This is a genomic window from Actinomyces viscosus, from assembly GCF_900637975.1.
GTDB classification, from domain to species: Bacteria; Actinomycetota; Actinomycetes; order Actinomycetales; family Actinomycetaceae; genus Actinomyces; species Actinomyces viscosus.
The window spans coordinates 1,533,434-1,553,363 of sequence record NZ_LR134477.1 but is presented as its reverse complement, the minus strand read 5'-3'; the positions used below and the strand labels follow the sequence as shown (position 1 = coordinate 1,553,363).

14 protein-coding genes are annotated in these 19,930 nt (G+C 69.9%); 8 read left to right on the top strand and 6 right to left on the bottom strand.

What is annotated here, in order from left to right:
• Positions 1 to 60: 60 nt before the first annotated feature.
• Both EL340_RS06685 and EL340_RS06680 read right to left on the bottom strand, forming a co-directional pair.
• A complete protein-coding gene (locus EL340_RS06685; protein WP_408608571.1) occupies positions 61 to 1,908 on the bottom strand; it encodes an amino acid ABC transporter ATP-binding/permease protein in 1,848 nt (615 codons plus the stop codon).
• Entirely contained in the window at positions 1,905 to 3,743 is a 1,839-nt protein-coding gene (locus tag EL340_RS06680) for an ABC transporter ATP-binding protein/permease (RefSeq protein ID WP_126413959.1), read from the bottom strand. Before EL340_RS06680 ends, EL340_RS06685 begins: the two co-directional genes overlap by 4 nt.
• Before the next feature lie 254 nt (positions 3,744 to 3,997).
• On the opposite strand from EL340_RS06680, the gene EL340_RS06675 reads away from it, so the two are divergent.
• The 5 genes from EL340_RS06675 to EL340_RS06655 all read left to right on the top strand — a co-directional run bounded on the left by EL340_RS06675 (position 3,998) and on the right by EL340_RS06655 (position 8,997).
• Positions 3,998 to 4,984 carry a malate dehydrogenase gene (locus EL340_RS06675; RefSeq protein ID WP_126413958.1) on the top strand — a complete coding sequence of 329 codons (987 nt, stop codon included), beginning with the start codon at positions 3,998 to 4,000 and terminating at the stop codon, positions 4,982 to 4,984.
• Between the two features lie 293 nt (positions 4,985 to 5,277).
• Positions 5,278 to 6,597 (top strand): ABC transporter substrate-binding protein, encoded by a 1,320-nt coding sequence (locus tag EL340_RS06670; RefSeq protein ID WP_126413957.1) that lies wholly within the window; start codon positions 5,278 to 5,280, stop codon positions 6,595 to 6,597.
• A 196-nt stretch (positions 6,598 to 6,793) separates the two neighbouring features.
• Positions 6,794 to 7,723, top strand: coding sequence for a carbohydrate ABC transporter permease (locus EL340_RS06665; protein WP_126413956.1), 930 nt, complete (start codon positions 6,794 to 6,796; stop codon positions 7,721 to 7,723).
• A gap of 6 nt (positions 7,724 to 7,729) precedes the next feature.
• Positions 7,730 to 8,593: a carbohydrate ABC transporter permease gene (locus tag EL340_RS06660; RefSeq protein ID WP_126413955.1), complete on the top strand. Its 864-nt coding sequence runs from the start codon at positions 7,730 to 7,732 to the stop codon at positions 8,591 to 8,593.
• A gap of 113 nt (positions 8,594 to 8,706) precedes the next feature.
• Positions 8,707 to 8,997, top strand: coding sequence for an Rv1322 family protein (locus EL340_RS06655; RefSeq protein ID WP_126413954.1), 291 nt, complete (start codon positions 8,707 to 8,709; stop codon positions 8,995 to 8,997).
• Between the two features lie 30 nt (positions 8,998 to 9,027).
• Here EL340_RS06655 and EL340_RS06650 read toward each other — a convergent pair whose 3' ends face one another.
• On the bottom strand, positions 9,028 to 9,528 hold the full coding sequence (locus EL340_RS06650) for a hypothetical protein (protein ID WP_126413953.1): 501 nt from the start codon (positions 9,526 to 9,528) through the stop codon (positions 9,028 to 9,030).
• A 9-nt stretch (positions 9,529 to 9,537) separates the two neighbouring features.
• On the bottom strand, positions 9,538 to 11,178 hold the full coding sequence (locus EL340_RS06645) for a DivIVA domain-containing protein (protein WP_126413952.1): 1,641 nt from the start codon (positions 11,176 to 11,178) through the stop codon (positions 9,538 to 9,540).
• Positions 11,179 to 11,642: 464 nt separating this feature from the next.
• Between EL340_RS06645 and EL340_RS06640 the strand changes: the two genes are divergently transcribed.
• From EL340_RS06640 to EL340_RS06630, 3 genes are all read left to right on the top strand, one after another.
• On the top strand, positions 11,643 to 13,472 hold the full coding sequence (locus tag EL340_RS06640; protein ID WP_126413951.1) for a hypothetical protein: 1,830 nt from the start codon (positions 11,643 to 11,645) through the stop codon (positions 13,470 to 13,472).
• A complete protein-coding gene (locus tag EL340_RS06635) occupies positions 13,469 to 14,518 on the top strand; it encodes a DUF8094 domain-containing protein (RefSeq protein WP_126413950.1) in 1,050 nt (349 codons plus the stop codon). The genes EL340_RS06640 and EL340_RS06635 overlap by 4 nt, the downstream gene beginning before the upstream one ends.
• A gap of 211 nt (positions 14,519 to 14,729) precedes the next feature.
• Positions 14,730 to 15,683: a tetratricopeptide repeat protein gene (locus EL340_RS06630; protein WP_126413949.1), complete on the top strand. Its 954-nt coding sequence runs from the start codon at positions 14,730 to 14,732 to the stop codon at positions 15,681 to 15,683.
• 89 nt (positions 15,684 to 15,772) lie between these two features.
• On the opposite strand, the gene EL340_RS06625 is transcribed toward EL340_RS06630, so the two are convergent.
• Both EL340_RS06625 and EL340_RS06620 read right to left on the bottom strand, forming a co-directional pair.
• A complete protein-coding gene (locus tag EL340_RS06625; RefSeq protein WP_126413948.1) occupies positions 15,773 to 18,139 on the bottom strand; it encodes a glycogen/starch/alpha-glucan phosphorylase in 2,367 nt (788 codons plus the stop codon).
• A 174-nt stretch (positions 18,140 to 18,313) separates the two neighbouring features.
• Positions 18,314 to 19,852 carry an IS1634 family transposase gene (locus EL340_RS06620; RefSeq protein WP_126413947.1) on the bottom strand — a complete coding sequence of 513 codons (1,539 nt, stop codon included), beginning with the start codon at positions 19,850 to 19,852 and terminating at the stop codon, positions 18,314 to 18,316.
• Between the last annotated feature and the right edge of the window lie 78 nt (positions 19,853 to 19,930).

Below are 19,930 nucleotides of genomic sequence, written 5' to 3'. Positions count from 1 at the left end.
ACCTACGAATCGGGCGCCGAGAGTCACCGGGACTCTCGGCGCCCGATCGGCATGTGGGGGTCAGTGTCCGCGGTTGGTGAGCGTGCGCAGCGGCCCGGGCTCGGCCAGGAGCTTGGCCGGCGGGCCCGCCTGCACCACCGTCCCGGCGTCCATGACGACGACGTGGTCGGCCTGCTCGGACCACTGCAGGCGGTGGGTGATCTCGATGATCGTGGCCTGCGGCAGGTAGGTGCGCACCCCGATGCGCACGCGCTCGTCCAGCTCGGGGTCCAGATGCGAGGTGAACTCATCGAGGATGAGCACGCCGGGACGGGCCAGGAGGGCCCTCGCCAGCGCCAGGCGCTGGCGCTGGCCCCCGGACAGGGACTGGCCTCGCTCACCCACGAGCGTGTGGTAGCCGTCCTCGAGGGCCTCGATGTCCTCATCGATGCAGGCGGCCCGGCAGGCCCGGCGCACCTGGGCGTCACTGGCCGACGGCGCCGCCAGGCGAACGTTGTCGATGATGGAGGCGCGCATGAGGTGGACCCGCTGATCCACCATGCCGATCTCCTGGTAGAGGCTGATGGCGCGCAGGTCGGCCACGTCCTGGCCGTCGACGAGGATGCGGCCCGACTCGGGCTCGTCGAAGCGCAGCGCCAGCTGGGCCAGCGTCGACTTGCCCGAGCCGGAGGCTCCCACGATGCAGGTCCACTTGCCGGCCCTGGCCCTCAGACTCACCCCGTGGACGGCCTGCGCGGCGGTACTGGGGTAGGAGTAGCTGATGTCCTGCCACAGGACCTCGTGGGAGATGCCGCTGGTCAGCTCGTGGTCGCCGTCGCTCACCTCCACGGGGGCGTTGACAACCTCCCACACCCTCTCGGCCGAGGCGAAGGAGGCGTTGAGCGCCCCCGAGAGCTCCTCGACGCCGCGCACGGTCTCGCTCATCCGCAGCACCGCCGCCGCAGTGGCGGCCAGGAGGGGGACGCCGGCACCGGAGCCGGTGGCGGGCAGCATCGCCCCGACCATGACGACGACGATCGGCGCGGTCAGGCTCGCCAGCTGGTTGACGCCCCGGCGCACGGAGGCCCACTGGCCGCCGGGCCGCGAGGCCCCGATGATCTCCGCATCGATCCTGGCCATCTCATCGAGGCGCTCCTGGCTGCGCCCGTACCCGACGACCTCGCTCATGCCCTGAACGGTGTCGGTGACGTGCTGGGTGAGATCCGCCCGCGCCGCCGAGGTCGAGCGGGAGGCCTCCAGGGAGGGCGCGAAGCCCAGGCGGGGCACGACCAGCAGCTGGAGTACCGCGAAGGGGAGCGCCGCCAGCGCCACCAGCCAGGACACCTTGAGGCCGATGACCGTGAGCACCACGACCGGGGTGATGACGGCCGAGACAGCCGGGGCGAAGGTGTGGGCGAAGAACACCTCGATGCGGTCCACGTCCTTCGTGGCCCGCGACAGCAGGTCGCCCGAGCGCGACGTCGCACTGACCCTGGGGGAGCGGGGGATGAGCGAGCGGAAGATCTGCCCGCGCAGCAGCTCAAGGGCCTTGAAGGCCACCAGGTGGCCGAGGAACTGCTCGGTGTAGCGCAGCGCCGCCTTGAGCAGGGACAGTCCCGCCATGACCGCCAGCACCGGCCAGATGGCGGGCAGGGGCGCACCGGTCGAGACCGCCAGCCCCATCCGGGCCACGGCATAGGCCCCCAGGGAGAACAGGGCCACACCACTGAGCAGGTCGATGGTGCGGCACAGCGTGGAGCCCAGCAACGGCGACAGGACCGGGCGGGTGACCTGGAGCAGCCAGCGCACCAGCGTCGCACGCGACGGGTGCTCCTGCCCAGGCGCGCCGGCCTGAGCCTTCGCGCTCCGCCGACCCGATCGGCCGGCCCCCTGCGACCGGGGCACTGATGAACGCCTGGACTCGATCACGCCTGCTCCTCCCCGTGGTTTCCGGCAACCGCCTCCGGGGCGCTGCCACCGGCCTGACCGGTGCCGTCCTCGGCGTCACCGGTCTGGGCGGGGCCGGCGCCGGGTCCTGCGCCGTCGGCGGTGGGGGCGGCGGGGGCAGTGACCACGAGTCCCCGGGCCTCGACCCTCACGGTCCGGTCAGCAGTCGTCAGCGCCCCCGCACGGTGCGAGATCGTGATGACGGTCCGGCCCCGGGCCAGCTGCTCGATGGACTCGACGATGGCCGCCTCACTGGCCAGGTCCACCTGGCTGGTGGGCTCGTCCAGGAGCAGCACGGGACGGTCGGCCAGGAAGGCGCGAGCCAGGGACAGCCGCTGGGCCTGACCGCCCGAGAGCCCCAGGCCCGCCTCGCCGACCTGCGTCTCCAGCCCCTCGGGCATGAGGGCCACCTCCTTGTCCAGGCGGGCCACCTCCAGGGCGTGCCACATCTGCGAGGGGGTCGCGTAGGGCTGGGCCAGGCGCAGGTTGTCGGCGATCGTGCCGGTGAACAGCCACGTCGTCTGCGCCACCAGGGCCGAGGCCGCCCGCACCTGCTCCTGGGTGGCGGCGGTCAGCTCGGTGCCCTCGATGCGCAGGGACCCGGCGCTGGGCAGCAGGTTCCCGGCGAGCATCGCCATGAGCGTGGACTTACCCGCCCCCGAGGGTCCGACGACCGCCAGGTGCTCGCCGCGGCGCACGGTCAGGCTCACGTCCTCAAGCACTGGCTCCTCGCCCCAGGTGGCCTCGACGTCGTCGAGCACGACGCAGGCCTGCGCCCCGGCGGCCGGCCGGTCCTGTGCCGCGGGTCGCGCAGTGGAGCGGGGCAGGGGACGAGACAGGATCCTGCGGATGGCGCGCTGGTTGGCCATGCCTCCCATCCCCACGTAGAAGAAGGCCCCCACGTGGTCCAGCGGCTCCAGGAGCACGTAGGAGGTCAGCACGATCGCCAGCGCGTCGCCGACCTCGATCGCACCGGTGGACAGGCGGACCAGGGCCAGGCCCGCGGCCACGGTGATGAGGAAGAGCGAGAAGAGGCCGTCGGTGAGCAGGATGACGAGCTGGTTGCCGGCCAGCAGCCCCATGACGGCGCGCCGGTTCGTCTCCCCCTCCAGGCGCAGGCGGGCGCTGGTGCGCTCCGCGGCCCGGGCCAGGGTGAGGGTCCGCAGCCCCTGGATGGCGTCGAGGTACTCGGCGGCCAGCCGCATGCGCGCCCGGCGCGAGTCCGACGACGAGGCCCGCAGCCGCGAGTGGGCGAAGGCGATGAAGGCCGGCACCACGACGACGGCCGTACCCAGCACCAGGGCGGGGACGACGTCGACGGCGGCCGCCAGCTCGACGAGCACCAGCAGGGGCGCCGCGGCTGCGGCCAGGGTGGGGGCCAGGAAGGTCTGGCGGTAGAGGGCCACGCGCTCGGCGCCGTCGGTCAGCAGGGAGGCGGTGGCGCCGCTACGGACGTCGGCGGCGCGCGCCGGGCCCAGGCCCAGCAGGTGAGCCAGCGTGAGCCGGCGCAGGTGGGCCTCCTCGCTGAGCGCGCTGGAGCGGGCCACCCGCTGGGCCAGCAGCTGGCAGGCCGCGCTCAGGGCGGCCGCTGCCAGCGCCTGGGCCAGCAGGCCGGACGCCGACGAGGAGCGCAGGAGTGCTCCCAGGGCGCGCCCGGTGGAGATGAGGCACCACCCCGAGCCCAGGGCGCCCAGCAGCGTCAGGCCGAAGGAGGCGGCGCCCGCACGGCGCCCTGCGGGTGAGGAGACCACGGGTGGAGGGGTGGAGCCGCGGCGCAGCGGCGCCGGAAGCGGCACGAGGGATCGGCGTGAGCTCATCACGGTCCTGGAGGCGAGAATCGGGCTGGGGGAGGACTCCAGCGTATCGACCAGGACGGGGTGCTGTCAGGAGCGGTCAGGATCTCGTTGAGATCACCGGCTACCAGCAGGATCTCCACCACCACTGGCCGACGTAGTGGTGAGAGTCACGAAATGTGGTGGATCGGTGTGTTCACCTGCGCGAACGTCATAGCGTTGTCCTGCCGGGCTGCCGCCTGCGGCCCGCGACGACACACGTCTCGAAGGAGTCCTCGATGGCAAACGCTCCCGTCAACATCACCGTCACCGGTGCTGCCGGCAACATCGGCTACGCGCTGCTGTTCCGCATCGCCTCCGGTGCCCTGCTCGGCCCGGACCAGCGCGTCAACCTCCGCCTGCTGGAGATCCCGCCGGCCGTCAAGGCCGCCGAGGGCACCGCCATGGAGCTGTTCGACTCCGCCTTCCCGACCCTGGGCAGCGTCGACATCTTCGATGACGCCAAGGCCGCCTTCGAAGGCGCCAACATCGCCTTCCTCGTGGGCTCGATGCCTCGCAAGGCCGGCATGGAGCGCGCCGACCTGCTCTCCGCCAACGGCGGCATCTTCGGTCCTCAGGGCGAGGCGCTCAACGCCGGCGCCGCCGACGACATCAAGGTTCTCGTCGTGGGCAACCCCGCCAACACCAACGCCCTCATCGCCGCCTCCCACGCCCCCGACATCCCCGCCTCGCGCTTCACGGCCATGACCCGCCTGGACCACAACCGCGCCCTGGCCCAGCTGGCCACCAAGGCCGGCTGCCACGTCACCGACATCGACAAGGTCACCGTCTGGGGCAACCACTCCTCCACCCAGTACCCCGACCTGACCCACGCCACCGTCAAGGGCGCTCCCGTCACCGACATCCTGGCCGACCGCACCTGGGTCGAGGACGACTTCATCCCGACCGTCGCCAAGCGCGGCGCCGCCATCATCGACGCCCGCGGCGCCTCCTCGGCGGCCTCTGCCGCCTCTGCCGCCATCGACCACGTGCACGACTGGGTGCTGGGCACCTCCGGGGCCTGGACCTCCTCCTCGGTCATGTCCGACGGCTCCTACGGCGTGCCCGAGGGCATCATCTCCTCCTTCCCCTGCACCTCGGAGAACGGCGAGTGGAAGATCGTCCAGGGCCTGGAGATCGACGACTTCTCCCGCGGTCGGATCGACGCCTCGGCGGCCGAGCTCGTCGAGGAGAAGAACACCGTGGCCTCCATGGGGCTCATCTGAGGTCTCCCGGCTGACACGTCGTCGGTCCTCACTGGTCCTCGCTGCCTGCTTGGCAGCGAGGACCTTTTTTCTGCCCGTGCCCAGGGCAGGCGAGGAGGACCGGTGCCGTTACTGGTATAGACATGTGACGACTTACCAGATTAATGATTGTTAACGCAACATACGTTTGAGTTTCGCTCAGCTTGGGTCTACTCTTCGATGCCGAGATCAGATGACTCTCCGTCATCTCCGCTCACCTCCCGCGGCAACGGTGCCGTGGTCATGAGACAACGTCGTTTCAAAGGAGCAGTCCCATGCGTTCCACCCACTACCTCTCCCGCCGCACCGTCCTGGCGGGACTGGGTACCACTGCAGTCGCCGCCACCCTGGCCGCCTGCGCAACCTCCGCCAGCTCGGGCTCGAAGTCGGCCGGGGCCGCCGGTGAGGGGGACGCCAGCGAGGTCGACGTCGTCACCTGGTGGTCGGCCGGCTCGGAGAAGCTCGGCCTGGATGCCCTCATCAAGGTCTTCAACGAGCAGTTCCCCAAGACGAAGTTCGAGAACAAGGCCGTCTCCGGTGGTGCCGGAAGCCAGGCCAAGCAGAAGCTCGCCGCGGACCTGGCCGCCAAGAACCCGCCGGACACCTACCAGGCGCACGCCGGCGCTGAGATCAAGGACCACATCGAGGCCGGCTACCTGCTGGACGTCTCCAGCCTCTACGAGGAGTTCAAGCTCAACGAGGCCTTCCCCGCCACCCTCATGGACCGGCTCAAGGACTCCGACGGCAAGATCTACTCCGTGCCCTCCAACATCCACCGGGCCAACGTCGTGTGGGCCTCGGTGCCCGCGCTCAAGGCCGCCGGGCTCGACCCGACCAAGCCGGCCACCACCATCGACGCCTGGATCGCCGACATGGAGAAGGTCAAGGCCGCCGGGCTGACCCCTATCACCATGGGTATGGCCTGGACCCAGCTCGAGCTGCTCGAGACCATCCTCATCGCCGACCTGGGGGTGGACGCCTACAACGGGCTCTTCGACAGCAAGACCGACTGGGGTGGCGCCGAGGTCACCAAGGCGCTCGGGCACTACAAGACGATCGTGGGCTACACCGACTCCTCCCTCTACACCGAGGACTGGGAGCCCGCCATGAAGCCCGTCATGGACGGCAAGGCCGCCTTCAACGTCATGGGTGACTGGGCCGTGGCCGGCTTCGATGCCGCCGGCAAGAAGGCCGGGGAGGACTACATCTACTTCCCGGTCCCGGGCACCGAGGGCGTCTTCGACTTCCTGGCCGACTCCTTCACGCTGCCCGACGGAGCCAAGCACCCCGGCGGCGCCAAGAACTGGCTCAACACGATCTCCTCCAAGGACGGCCAGATCGCCTTCAACACCGTCAAGGGCTCGATCCCCGCGCGCACGGACCTCAGCGACGAGGAGAAGGGCAAGTTCTCCGAGTACCAGCGCTCGGCCATGGAGTCCTTCGCCAAGGACAAGATCGTCTCCTCCATCGCCCACGGCGCCGCCCTGCCCGCCAAGGCCACCAACGCGATGAACGACGCCCTGACCAAGTTCGCCCAAGGAGCCTCCGACGTCACCGCCCTCCAGGCGGACCTCAAGGCGGCTGCCGCCTCCTGAGCGGCTCCCGGGGGTGGGGGCGGGCTGAGCGTCCGCTCCGGCTCGTTCCCGCCCCCGGCCAGCCGGCCGCAGACCTGTCACCGATCAGTCACTGAACCAGTTACTGACCAGTCACTGACCAGTCACAGACCGGCCGGCTGTCGCTCATCACCACCATGTGCGGCTTGACCCGCCGCCAACGCATCAGGAGAACCTTGTGAGCACCAAGAGCGTCCCCGTGCGGCGCCGTCGGGCGAGCTGGAGGCAGTGGGGACCCGGACTCCTGCTCATCTCGCCCTCGATCATCCTCGTCGGCATCTTCGTCTACGGGATGATCGGGATCAACATCAATACCTCCCTGCTGGACATGCACACCGCAGGACAGGTCTCCGGGCGCAAGGGGACCAGCGTCGTCGGGCTGAGCAACTTCACCACCCTGTTCACCAACCCCGACTTCCGGCACTCCTTCATCAACCTCATCCTGTTCACCGTCACCTTCCTGGCCGGCACCCTCGTCGTCGGCTTCCTGTGGGCCTGGCTCCTGGACCGGCCCATCAAGGGCGAAGGGGTCTTCCGCTCGATCTTCCTGTTCCCCATGGCCGTCTCCTTCGTCGCCTCCGGCGTGGTGTGGCGGTGGCTGCTCAACTCCGCGCAAGGGGAGCAGGCCTCGGGGCTCAACCGGCTCTTCGAGATGACCGGCCTGAGGTTCCTGGAGAACTCGTGGACCCAGAACACCACCTGGGGAATCCTGGCCATCGCGCTGCCGGCCGTGTGGCAGCTGGCCGGATACGTCATGGCGCTGTTCCTGGCGGGCTTCCGCGGCATTCCCGACGACCTGCGCGAGGCCGCCCGCGTCGACGGCGCCAGCGAGTGGCAGCTCTACAAGTCGATCATCTTCCCCCAGCTGACCCCGATCGCCCTGAGCGCCGTCATCATCATCGGGCACATGTCACTGAAGTCCTTCGACCTCATCATGTCGATCACGGACCAGCGGACCTACTCCACCAAGGTCCCGGCCATCGACATGTTCAACTTCATGACGGACAACGACTACTCCAACGCCGCCGCCGTCGGCACGATCCTGCTGGTCCTGGTCGCCATCGCCGTCATCCCCTACCTCATCCACGACGCCAAGGGCAGGAGGTGAGCGGCGATGGCGCAGAATCTCTCGCAGACTCTCCCGACGCGCTCCCGCCGTCCCGGCTGGGGTCAGACCGTCCGCTTCCTCCTGCTGCTGGCCTCGGTGATCCTGGTGCTCATCCCGGTCTACGTCCTGCTGGTCACCTCCTTCAAGGGATCCGCCGACGCCGATCCCTCCCGCACCTGGTACCTGCCCGAGGTCTGGGTCACCAAGAACTGGTCCAACGCCTGGAACCAGCTCAGCGGAGGGCTGCTGCGCTCCCTGGCCCTGGTCATCCCCTCCTCGATCATCTCGGCGATGCTGGGCAGCGCCAACGGATTCATCCTGTCCAAGTGGCGCTTCCCCGGGGCCAACGTGGTCTTCACCCTCATCCTGTTCGGCATGTTCATCCCCTACCAGGCCGTCATGATCCCGCTCATGCGGCTGGTGACCAGCGTCGACCTGGGCTTCGGGATCCACACGCTCATCCTCATGCACGTGGTCTACGGCATCCCGATCACGACGCTCATCTTCCGCAACTACTACGAGACGATCCCCAGCGAGCTCATCGAGGCCGCTCGGGTGGACGGGGCCGGAATGCTGCGTACCTACGCCTCGGTGGTGCTGCCGATCTCGGTGCCCAGCTTCGTCGTCGTCCTCATCTGGCAGTTCACCTCCGCCTGGAACGACTTCCTGTTCGCCCTGTTCTTCGGCGGAGGGGCCCAGTCCGGGCCGGTGACGCTGGCGCTCAACAATCTGGCCCACGGCTCGATCCTGGCCGACTACGGAGCCTCCATGTCCGGCGCCCTCATCGCCTCGGTGCCCACCCTGGCGGTCTACATCCTGTTGGGTAAGTACTTCGTCGGTGGTCTCATGGCCGGATCAGTCAAGGGCTGAGGAGGCGCGCAGCACGGCCTGCCCTCTTACAGGACACCCGCGGCGTACCCGCTGTCACATCTGGCTCCCGCCCCCGGCTTGGGGGTGGGAGCCAGATGTGGTGAGATCGGGGTATGGCACGTCGCAGATCCAAGCGCCCCTACGGGCAGGGGCACATCCCCCTGAGCATGGACCGGCTCGCCTCGGTGCCGCGCACCCAGACCGGCCCCGGCGGGGCCGACTTCACCGTGCGCTACCTGCAGGGCGGGGACAAGCCCTACACCTGCCCCGGATGTCACCGCGTCATTCCCGCCGGCACCGCTCACGTGGTGGCCTGGACCAACGAGTCTCTCTTCGGGGCGGACCGGGGGCTGGAGGAGCGGCGCCACTGGCACACCTCCTGCTGGGAGCGCAGGCTCTGGTAGCCCGACCCGGTCCGGCAGCCCGCCGGGTACTCACACCAGCGGCTCGGGGGAGCGCTCCTCCCAGCCCGGCAGCAGGCGGTCCAGGGCGAAGCGCAGCGGCACGATGTCGCCGTCGCGCCCGCCCTCGCCGATGGTCATCGGCACCGGCTGGCTCTCGGGCCTGACCCCGCTCAGACGCCGGGCCAGGCTCAATGGCATCGACAGGACGTAGAAGCGCCCGTCGGTGTCGATGCCGACGGTCTCATCGGCTCTGAGGTACCAGCCGCGCAGCGGGGTACGGGCGCTGCCGCCCGAGTAGCCGCGTACGCGCAGCGGAACCGCTTCAAGCCCCTCATCGTGGGCGACCCTGAGGAAGAGGCCGACGATGCGGGCGGCTCGGGCCTGCTCGGCCTCCTGACGCTCCTGAAGCATGCGGGCCCGCTGGACAGCCGCTCGACGACGCGACGCCGCCCAGTCGGAGTCCCCGGAGCCACCAGGGCCGCAGGCGCTGGATGACTCCTGCCCCGACCGGGCGGCGTCGTCGGCTGTCACGCTCGCGCCTCAGCGGCGCCCCTTGCCCTGACGGGGGTGGCGGTTGCCGGCGTTGCCGGAGCCCCTGGCGGGGGCAGGCACGTTCTCGATGCGGCCGCCCTTCTGGGTGTTCTTCGGGGTCGGCTGCGCACCCGCCTGCTGGCCGCTGCTCGATGCCGCGGCGGCCGTCCTGCCGGCCGGGGCGGAGGCGGAGGTGGCCGACGGCGCCGAGGTCGCCGAGGTCGCAGAGGCACCACCCGAGCCGGCGGCGTTGGCAGCGTTGGCGCTGTTGGCGCTGCCACTGCTGGCGTCGCTGCTGGCGGCCGGCTCCGCCGATGCGGCCGAGGACTGCTCCTGCGCCGGCTCCTGAGCCTCCTGGGGCAGGGCCGCGACATGGTCGCTGAAAGTGGGGGCCTGGGGCAGGACACCACCCAGGACACCGCGCATCTCGGTGAGGTAGGCGGAGACCGAGTCGCGCTGGCGCTCGAGCTCCTGGAGCTGGCGGGCGGCCACCTGAGCGGTGACGTCGGCGTCGGCACGGGCGTCGCTGACGATCTGCTCGGCCTCGATCCGGGCCTGGGCCAGGGTCTCCTCGGCCTGGGCGACCGCCTCCTCCTGGCGCTTGCGGGCCTCGGAGTCGGTGCGAGCGCGGACCTCCTCGGCACGGGAGAGCGCCTCCTGAAGACGCTCCTCGGCCTCCTGGGCCTGGACCTGGGCCTGCTCCTGCATCTCGCGGATGCGCTCGCGGGTGGCCTCGTGGGCGTCGGAGTCCTCCTGGGCGGCCTGCTCGTGCGCCGCGGCGATCTCCAAGGTGGCCTGCTGGCGCAGCTCGGTGGCCTCGGCGCGGGCGGCGGCGGCCTCATCGGTGGCCGAGCGGCGCAGGGTCTCCGACTCGTTGCGTGCAGAGGTGAGGATCTCCTCGGCCTCGCGCTTGGCCTTGCCGACGGTCAGCTCGGCCTCCTGCTTGGCGGCCGAGAGGATCTCGTCGGCCTTCGCCGTGGAGGTCTTGTGCAGCTCGTCGGCCTCGGCCGCAGCGGCCTCGCGGTTGGCAGTGGCGTCACGCTCGGAGGTGATGGCGATCTCGGCGGCCTGCTTGCGCGCCTGAGACAGAACCAGCGCGGCCTCGCGCTCGGCGGTGGCGCGCATCTCGGTGACGGCCGCCTCGGAGTCGGCGGAGATCTGGGCGGCCTTGCGTGAGGCGGAGGAGACGAGCTCCTGGGCGCGGGCCTCGGCGTTGGCCAGGGCGGTGGAGGCCTCTCCCTGGGAGCGGGAGCGCAGCTCGCTGGCCTCGCGGCGGGCGTCGGCGAGCAGGGTCGCCGCCTCGGAGGCGCTGCGCTCCGAGAGGTTCTTGGCGTTGGTCCGGGTACGGGTCAGCAGCGCATCGGCCTCGGCGTTGGCCTTGGACAGTACGGAGGCGCTCTGCTCCTCGGCGCTGCGCAGCAGCTGCTCGATCCGGGAGCCCAGGCCGGCGTAGGTCGGCTTGTCGGACTCCCGCAGCCGGCGCTGCGCGTCGGCCAGCTCACCGGCCAGGGTCATGGCGCGCTGGTCAAGACTGGCGACCTCACGACGCGCGTCGGCCAGCTGGCGCGAGAGCTGCTCCAGCTTCCGGTCGACCTGGGCGCGGTCGTAGCCGCGCATCGTGATGGCAAACTCGCTGTATTCCTCAGCCACGTCGGGCTCCTCCTCCTGGCGAGCCGGGGACGCTCACCACCAGCCCAAGCGTAACGATTGGGCACGATCGGGACGGTCGTCACGAAAGGGTGACGATACGCACAATCTAGCAGGATGAGGCCCGGTTCCGGGCGGAGTGAGCGGGGCGGTCGAGGACGCGGCCGGCGCCCCGGAGGGCGCGGCCCGGACGCGGGGCGTCGTTTCTCCGAGTGTTCCTCCGGCCCACCGCTGACAACCGGTCGCTGTTTGGTGGGCGCTCCCGGCTTTTTCTGCCGGCCGGGTCCCGGGAGAGAACGCTTCGCTCAGCGCGTGCCCCGTTGTGATTTTGCGCCGAGGTCGGTGCGGTCGCGGGGTCCGTCATGCGATTCTGGTGCCCGGCGGGCGCATGGTGAGCGCTCGCAGCGGTGTCCGGCTCCGTAGCCGGCCGTCGTCAACCGTGTCCGCGAGCATAGGAGACCCGCGTCGTGAGTCGACGTATCTTGAGCGTGGTGGTGACCGTCCTCGGGCTGGTCCTCATCGCCCTGGCCGTTTGCTCGGCCACCATCTGGAAACCCAGCTCCAAGGTCGAGGCGACGCTCGCCTCCGGTCCTTCCCAGCCCTACGTCGTCACGGCCCCCGGGGTCCTCAGCAGCGCGGAGTCCGACGTCGCCGTGACCGCGAAGTCCTCCGACGGTAAGGACGTCCACCTCTTCGTGGCCCGTGCGGCCGACGTCGAGGCCTGGCTGAGCCCCGACGCCGACAACGCGCTTCCCTACACGGAGGTCACCGGTATCAATGCCGACTCCGGCACCCTGACCGCCAGTGACCAGACCCAGTACTGCCCGCCGCCCTCCGCCACGCCTGCTGCCTCCGCCACGGCCAGTGCTCAGCCCTCGGCCTCCGCCCAGGCGGGCGCGACGCCGTCGGCCTCCGGGGCCTCCGGGTCGCAGTGCTCGGAGCGCAAGGCCAGTGGAGTGAGTGCCTCGGGCTCCGACCTCTGGCTCGGGGAGAAGACCGGCGGCTCGTCGGTCACCTTCAACACCGCCGAGACCGCCGACCGCGCCCTGCTGCCGCGCAAGAACGTCGACGAGCAGACCGTCGTCATGGCGATGACCGACGGCAAGGCCCAGGCCCCCAGCCTGACGATCAGCTGGTCGCGCCAGGTGGAGACGCCCTGGTACTTCTACGGCGGCCTGGTTCTGGGCGGCCTGTTCGTGCTGGCGGGCGCCTTCCTGTTCTTCATCGATCTCCAGCTGCGTCGCGCCGACGTCGAGCGGCGGACTCGCTCGGCCGAGCGCGCGGCCCGCATCGCCAACGCCGACTCCGTCTCCACGGAGGGCATCCCCCAGGTGGACGATCCCGACCGGCAGCTGACCCGCCGAGAGCTGCGGGACAAGGAGCGCGCCGAGGCCTCCGGCGAGGCCTGGACCGACCCGCGTACGGGCCGCGTCTACCTCGACGGCATCGAGGCCCCCTCCGTCCCCCAGGCGCCCGAGATGCCTCCCGCCGGCGGCTACGGCGATGGCCTCAGCGGCGGCTTCACCGGTGGCTTCGATGGAGCCGGTGGAGGCTACGGTCAGAGCTACCTCGGACAGGAGGATCAGGCGGTTGCGGGGGTTGCCCGCGGCTCGTCAGTCGTTCCCGGCCTCGATGAGGCCGCTACCCAGCAGTACCGGGCCTCCCGCGGGCTGGAGGGGCTCCAGGACGGTGAGGCGCTGGCGATCGCCTCAGACGACGCCGACGTGGCAGGTACGCCCGGGTTCCCCGACTTCACCGGCGCGCCGGGAGGCGCCGAGGCTCCTGCGCACACCAGTCACGTGAGCCACGTGGCCCCGGGCGCGGAGCCGGCGCCCGAGCAACCTGAGGTGCAGGACCACACCCGCTTCGCCCCTCAGGAGCACCAGGAGGAGCCCCATGGCAGCCACGTGGCGGTCGAGCCGGACGAGCGGCGCACCCTCGAGGGCGACACCGATGAGATCGAGGGGCTGACGGCGTCGGCCCCGCCTCAGGACCCCAGCATCCAGGTGCCGACCGGTTTCGCCCAGCCGGGGGCTCAGCCGTGGCCGGTCACCGACCAGTCCCGACCGGAGCCGGTCGCAGGACCTGAACCGCAGCCCGTCGAGACCGAGGACGCCGGTGAGAGCTCCTCCTCGGCCGTCTTCACGGATCCGTCCACGACCGTCTCGTGGCCCAGCTACTCCGGCGGCGTCGAGCTGCCTCCCACCGCCGACCCGGCCGCCATCCAGGCCGCTGACGCCGAGCCCCTCGGCGAGCCCGACCCCACCGCGGACCCCCACCACCAGGAGCACGCATGAAGTCCACCCGTCGAGCCTTCCTGAGCGCAGGCGGCGCCTCCGCCCTCGCCCTGAGCCTGGCCGCCTGCTCGAGGTCCCAGAGCGCCAAGACCGCCGAGACTCAGGCCTCCGGCACCCCGATCGCCGAGCCCGTCCTCAATGACAAGCAGCTCTCCGAGATCCTCCAGCGCGTCCAGACCGGTCTGGCGACAGCGGACAAGGAGAAGAACGCGGACAAGCTCAAGGAGGTCATGTCCGGTCCGGCGGCCCGGATCCGCGCGGCCGAGTACGCCACGGCCTCTGCCAGCGGGAACAACGATCTCATCCACCCCGTGACCACCACGATCCAGGGCGGGGCAGTGGGCCAGACCGTCGGCTTCCCCCGCAACGCCGCAGCGGCGTCGGAGGGCGCCAGCCCCTCGATCCTGTCCCTGGAGCAGAACTCGGCGCGCGACCAGTTCAAGGTGTGGGCCTGGGTGCAGGGGTTCTCGGAGCAGAAGAACATTCCGGTCCTGACCAAGCAGTCGGCTCAGCGCGCCAAGCAGGTGACGGCCGACTCCACGGGCCTGGTCGCCACCCCCCAGGCGGTCCTGGACGCCTATGTCGATGCGCTCAACAACCCCGAGGGCGAGAACGGCAAGGCCTTCCCCGATGACCTGCTGCGTCAGAAGATCCAGGCCACCCGCGCCACCAACCTCAGCTCACTGGGCGAGGTCACCGTGACGGCGGCCGCCGGTCAGGACGGCTTCCAGGGACTCCAGGTGGAGGAGGGGGACGGTGGGGCACTGGTCTTCACGACCCTGACCTACACGGTCGTCTACAAGCGCACGGTCGACGGCTCCGATCTCACCCTGCAGGGCGACGTCGCCGCCCTCATGGGAGGCAACCAGAAGATCGTCGGCACGGTCACGGCCACCTACGACTCCATGGTCGCCTTCGCCATCCCCAAGGAGGGCAGCAGCGAGAAGGCGGCGATCCTGGGAGCCGAGACCGCGCTCATCAAGGTGGACCGGGACGACTCCCAGACGCCGGCCCCCACGGCCGCGGCGTCGGCCAGACCGTCCTGAGCGCCTCCGATCCCCGGCCCGACTCCGTGACCACCCTGGTGACCACTGCGATGACCATCGTGACTGTGCGGAGCCGGGCCGCTGGCGCGCTCACGCCTCCGAGCGACGAGTAGTGATGAGCAAGGCCTGCCGGTCGCGCCGGAGCTGAAGGACACCGAAAGACCCCGACCAATGAAGCAACCGGGCTGCGGCCCGAGGAAGGCAGCTGTCAATGAGTATGTTCGGCGCCGTCGACCTGTCCAGTTTCGCCCCCGCCACCAAGTCGGCCGGTCCTGCCGGGAGGGCCCCGACTCCTGCGACGACTCCCATGGCCGGCGGCCCCGGAGCCGCCGGCGGCGGCCTGCCGGTACCGCTCGTGGTCGACGTCGACGCCTCCAGCCTGCGTGACGTCGCCGAGGTCTCCACCCAGGTCCCCGTCATCGTCGTCCTCCACAGTCCGAGAAGCCAGGCCAGCGCCGACCTCGCCGCCGTCCTGGAGCAGCTCGCCGGACAGTACGCCGGCCGCTTCCAGCTGGCGCGCGTGGACGTCGACGCCGCCCCGGAGGTCGCCCAGGCCCTCCAGGCCCAGGCCGTCCCCACGGTCGTGGCCCTCATCGCCGGCCAGCCGGTGCCCATGTTCCAGGGCCCGGTGCCCGAGGAGCAGCTGCGCTCGGTCATCGACCAGCTGCTGGAGGTGGCGGCCGCCAACGGTGTCAGCGGTACCATCGCCGTCGACGCCGCGGCCGGCGTCGATGCCCCGGAGGTGCCCGAGGAGACCGAGGTCGAGCGCGCCGCCCGTGAGGCCATCGAGGCCGGTGACTTCGCCGCCGCCGAGGAGGTCTACACCCACGCCATCGCTCAGAACCCGGGCGACGACGAGCTCAAGGTGGCCCGTAACCAGGTGCGTCTCATGGCCCGCCTGGACGGCCAGGACCCCCACGAGCTGCTCGCCGCTGCCGATGCCGCCCCCACCGACCTCGATGCCGCTCTGGCCGGGGCCGACGCCGCCCTGGCCCTCGGCGACGTTAACGCCGCCCTCGGCAGGGCCCTGGAGGCTGTGCGCACTCACCAGGGCGAGGAGCGCGAGAAGGCCCGCCTGCGTCTGCTCGAGCTCTTCGAGGTCATCGGCTCCACCTCTCCGGAGGTCGCCCAGGCCCGCCGCCGCCTGGCCACCATGCTCTACTGAGCTCTACTGAGCACCTGCACCGCCTCGTCGGTAAACGTCAGTGCCCCTCACCGCTCAGGTGAGGGGCACTGACGTATCGACCGTGAGGATCAGGCGATCGGCTCGGGGCCGATCTTCCAGACCTCGCGGGCGTAGTCGCTGATGGTGCGGTCGGAGGAGAAGCGGCCCGAACGGGTGATGTTCACCCAGGCCTTGCGCTGCCAGGCGCGGGTGTCGGCGTAGTCGGCCGCCATGGCGTCCTTGGTCTCGCGGTAGGAGGCGAAGTCTCCCAGGACGTAGTAGACGTCGGCCGGCTCGTAGGAGGGCTCCAGGAGGCTGCGGCGCAGGTCGGCGAACCAGCCCGAGCCGTTGTCGTCGAGGGTGCCGTCGGTGAAGGCGTCCAGGACGCGCTTGAGCCCGGGGACGTTCTCGTAGTGCCAGCCCGGGTCGTAGCTCTCACGCAGGGAGGGCAGCTCGTCCTCGGTGGCGCCGAAGATGTAGGCGTTGTCGTCGCCCACGGCCTCGAGGATCTCCACGTTGGCGCCGTCGAGCGTGCCCAGGGTCAGAGCGCCGTTCATCATGAACTTCATGTTGGAGGTGCCCGAGGCCTCCTTGCCGGCCATCGAGATCTGCTCGGAGACGTCGGCGGCCGGGATGATGTGCTCGGCCGGGGAGACGTTGTAGTTGTGGACGAAGACGACCTTGATGGTCTGGGAGACGACGGGGTCGTTGTTGACGAGCTTCGCGATGGCGTTGATGAGCTTGATGACGCCCTTGGCCCGGATGTAGCCGGGAGCCGCCTTCGCCCCGAAGATGAAGACCCGCTTGGGGACCTGAAGGCCCGGGTCCTGCTTCATGCGGAAGTAGAGGTCCAGGATGTAGATGGCGTTGAGCAGCTGGCGCTTGTACTCGTGGAGGCGCTTGATCTGGACGTCGAAGATGGCCTCGGGGTCGATCTCGATGCCCTCGCGCTGGGCGATCCAGGCGGCGAAGTCCACCTTGTTGGCGTGCTTGACCTCGGCCAGGCGGTCGTAGAAGGAGTCGTCGACGGCGTCCGTGAAGTCGCTCAGGACCGAGAGGTCCTTGACCCAGGCGTCCGAGCCGGTGACCTCGTCCAGCAGCGCCGACAGCCGCGGGTTGCACTGGCGCAGCCAGCGGCGGGGGGTCACGCCGTTGGTCTTGTTGTTGAAGCGCTCGGGCCAGATGGCGTGCCACTCGCCCAGGGTCTCGCGCTTGATGATCTCGGTGTGAAGCGCGGCCACACCGTTGATGGAGTAGGAGGCGTAGCAGGCGATCCAGGCCATGCGGACGGTGTCCCCGGAGACGGGGGCCATGTAGTCGATGGTGCCCTGGTCCAGGCCGCGCTCGGCCATCTCGACGCGGAAGCGGCGGTCGATCTCGCGGACGATCTCGGTGATGCGCGGGAAGAGGCGGTCGAAGATGGAGATCTCCCAGGTCTCCAGGGCCTCGGCCAGCACCGTGTGGTTGGTGTAGGCGAAGGTCTTGGTGACCACGTCCCAGGCCGCCTCCCAGCCCAGGTGGTGCTCGTCCATGAGGATGCGCATGAGCTCGGGGATGGCGAGCACCGGGTGGGTGTCGTTGAGCTGGATGGCGTTGTAGTCGGCGAAGCCGGACAGGTCCTCGCCGTGGTGGTTCACGTAGTTCTCGACGATCTGCTGGAGGGAGGCCGAGCAGAAGAAGTACTGCTGGCGCACCCGCAGGACCTTGCCCTCGTAGGTGGTGTCGTTGGGGTAGAGGACGCGGGAGATGTCCGAGGTGCGCTCGCGCTCGACGATGGCCTCGGTGAAGCGCTGGGAGTTGAAGGCGTCGTAGTCGAACTCCTCGACCGGCTCGGCCTTCCACAGGCGCAGGGTGCCCACGTTCCTGGTGCCGTAGCCGGTGATGGGCATGTCGTAGGGGATGGCGCGCACGGTCATGTCCCGGTAGCGCACCAGGCGCTGGGCCTCCTCGTGGCGGATGACGAAGGGGTAGCCCTCCTCCATCCAGGGGTCGGGGTGCTCGGTCTGGAAGCCGTCCTCGAAGAGCTGCTTGAACAGGCCGTAGCGGTAGAGGATGCCGAAGCCGTTGACCGGCAGGTCCAGGGTGGCGCAGGAGTCCAGGAAGCAGGCGGCCAGGCGGCCCAGACCGCCGTTGCCCAGGGCGGCGTCGGGCTCCTGCTCCAGGACGTCGGTCAGGTTGACGCCGAAGGCGCCGACGGCCTCGCGCGCCTCGTCGACCATGCCCAGGTTGGACAGGTTGTTGAGCAGGGCACGACCCATGAGGAACTCGGCGGAGAAGTAGTGCTCCTGACGCCCGGCGCTGTACTTCTGCTCGGTGGCGTACCAGTCGTCCGCGATGGTGTCGACGACGGCGGCGGACAGGCCCTGCCAGACCTCCATGAGGGTAGCTGCGGTGGCGGGCCGTCCAGATACGGCGCGCACCTGCGCGGGGGCGCTCGTGACCAGCTTCTGTGTCATTCTTCTTCCCTTGTCAGGCTTCGTGGTCGCCGACTGCAAGTTGTTGCAGCGGACTGAAATCAGCGTACATCGACGAGGGCCGGGCCGCCTGGCCTGCGCAGGGGGCACAGGGCGCTGGAGGCCGCGCGCCTGTGCGAGACAGGACCCAGACTACCGGCTCATACCTGAGTTGGCTCATTTAGTGTCGTGGTGGATGTTGTTGAGGGCTTGGATGAGGTCGGGTGGGAGTGGGTCGGCGGCTGTGAGGGTGTGTCCGGTGATGTTGATGGTGATGGTGCGGTAGCGGCGGGCGGTGGTGATCAGGCGTCTGATGGACCAGCCGGTGGTGTTCTCCAGCCATCGGGCCATGGCCAGGGCGGCGGTGACGATGGTCAGGTGGGCCTCGATGGACTGGCGCAGGTGGTGGTAGATGGGGCGTGCTCTCAGGTCGGACTTGGACATGCGGAAGGACTTCTCGATGTTGTACAGGCGGTGGTAGGCACCGATGACCGTCTCGGGGTCGGGGTTGGGCAGGTTGGTGACGTATCCCTTCCACCCGGCCAGGGTCCGGGCCCGTGTCTCCAGGTCGCGGTTGATGCTCCTGGTGGCGCCGGACAGGTGCACGAAGCGGTTGCGTTTGACGGGGATCTTTCCTGCGACGGCTTTCTCGGCCTTGGCGACCTGGGTGTCGATCCCGTGTAGCGTGCGTCGGGCCCTGTCGGCGCTGTAGCGGTAGTAGATGGTCTCGTCACGGCGCTGGTCGCTGGCTCCGGCGGGCCAGGGCTGGGTCAGGGTCAGCCCGTCGGGGACGTCCTGGTCGGGGTGGTTGTCGTGCCAGGAGCTGATCACGTGGGGGACGCGTGAGGTGCGTGAGCCCAGCACGTAAGACAGGCCGGCTGCCTCCAGGGCCTGCTTGTTGGCGGCGCTGATCATCCCGGCGTCGGCGACGACCACCACGTCGTCGAGGTTGTAGGCGTTCATGAAGTCGTTGATCGTCGGGATCATGGTGGCGGTCTCGGCCTTGTTGCCCTCAAAGGCCTCGGCCCGTAGAGGGAACCCGGTCTCGTCGGTGAGCAGCCCTACCGTGATCTGCGGCTCCAGGCGTCTTTCCTTCGAGAAGCCTGGCTCGCGGAAACCGTCGGCCTTGTCGGTCTCGAAGTACAGGGTCGTCACGTCGAACAGGACCAGCGAGGCCCGGTCGATGCGGGCGCGTCCGGCCAGCAGGCGCGACAGGCCCCGGGTGAACTCCTCAGCGGCGTAGCGGGGCAGATGACGCTTGACCGTGGCGTAGGACACCGGCGTCAGACCTGCCTCGGCCAGGACCCGCAGGGAGTCCTGCTTGCTGGTCGGCTCGATCAGCCTGGCGGTAACGAGCTGGCGGAAGACCTCGTCAGCACCACCGAGCCCGTCCAGGCCCACTGCCTTCCAAGCCGCTTCCAGCGTCTCCAGGAGCACTCCCATCCGGTTGGAGGTGATCGGCGCTACGCGCCCGGCCCCAGCCAGCGCCTGCGGTCCCTTTCCCCCGACGTCCGTACCGTTCAGGCCCGGCAGGTCAAGGCTGAGCTGGCCAGCGTTGAGACGCTGCCTGGCGACCTCCTTAAGCGCCGCCAGCTCAGCATCGTCATGGGCTGAGCCGATGTGCTCGATGCTGCGGGCTCCTTTGCGGGAGGAGTACACGATCTGCACCGCACGGGCCCCCGACGCCGTCCTGACCGCGCGAACGTACGGACTCATACCCCCACGTTAGTGCGCACCCCCACCCACGCAACCCGCACAATCCCAACCACAACCACACCCCCAGCGACCCAACCA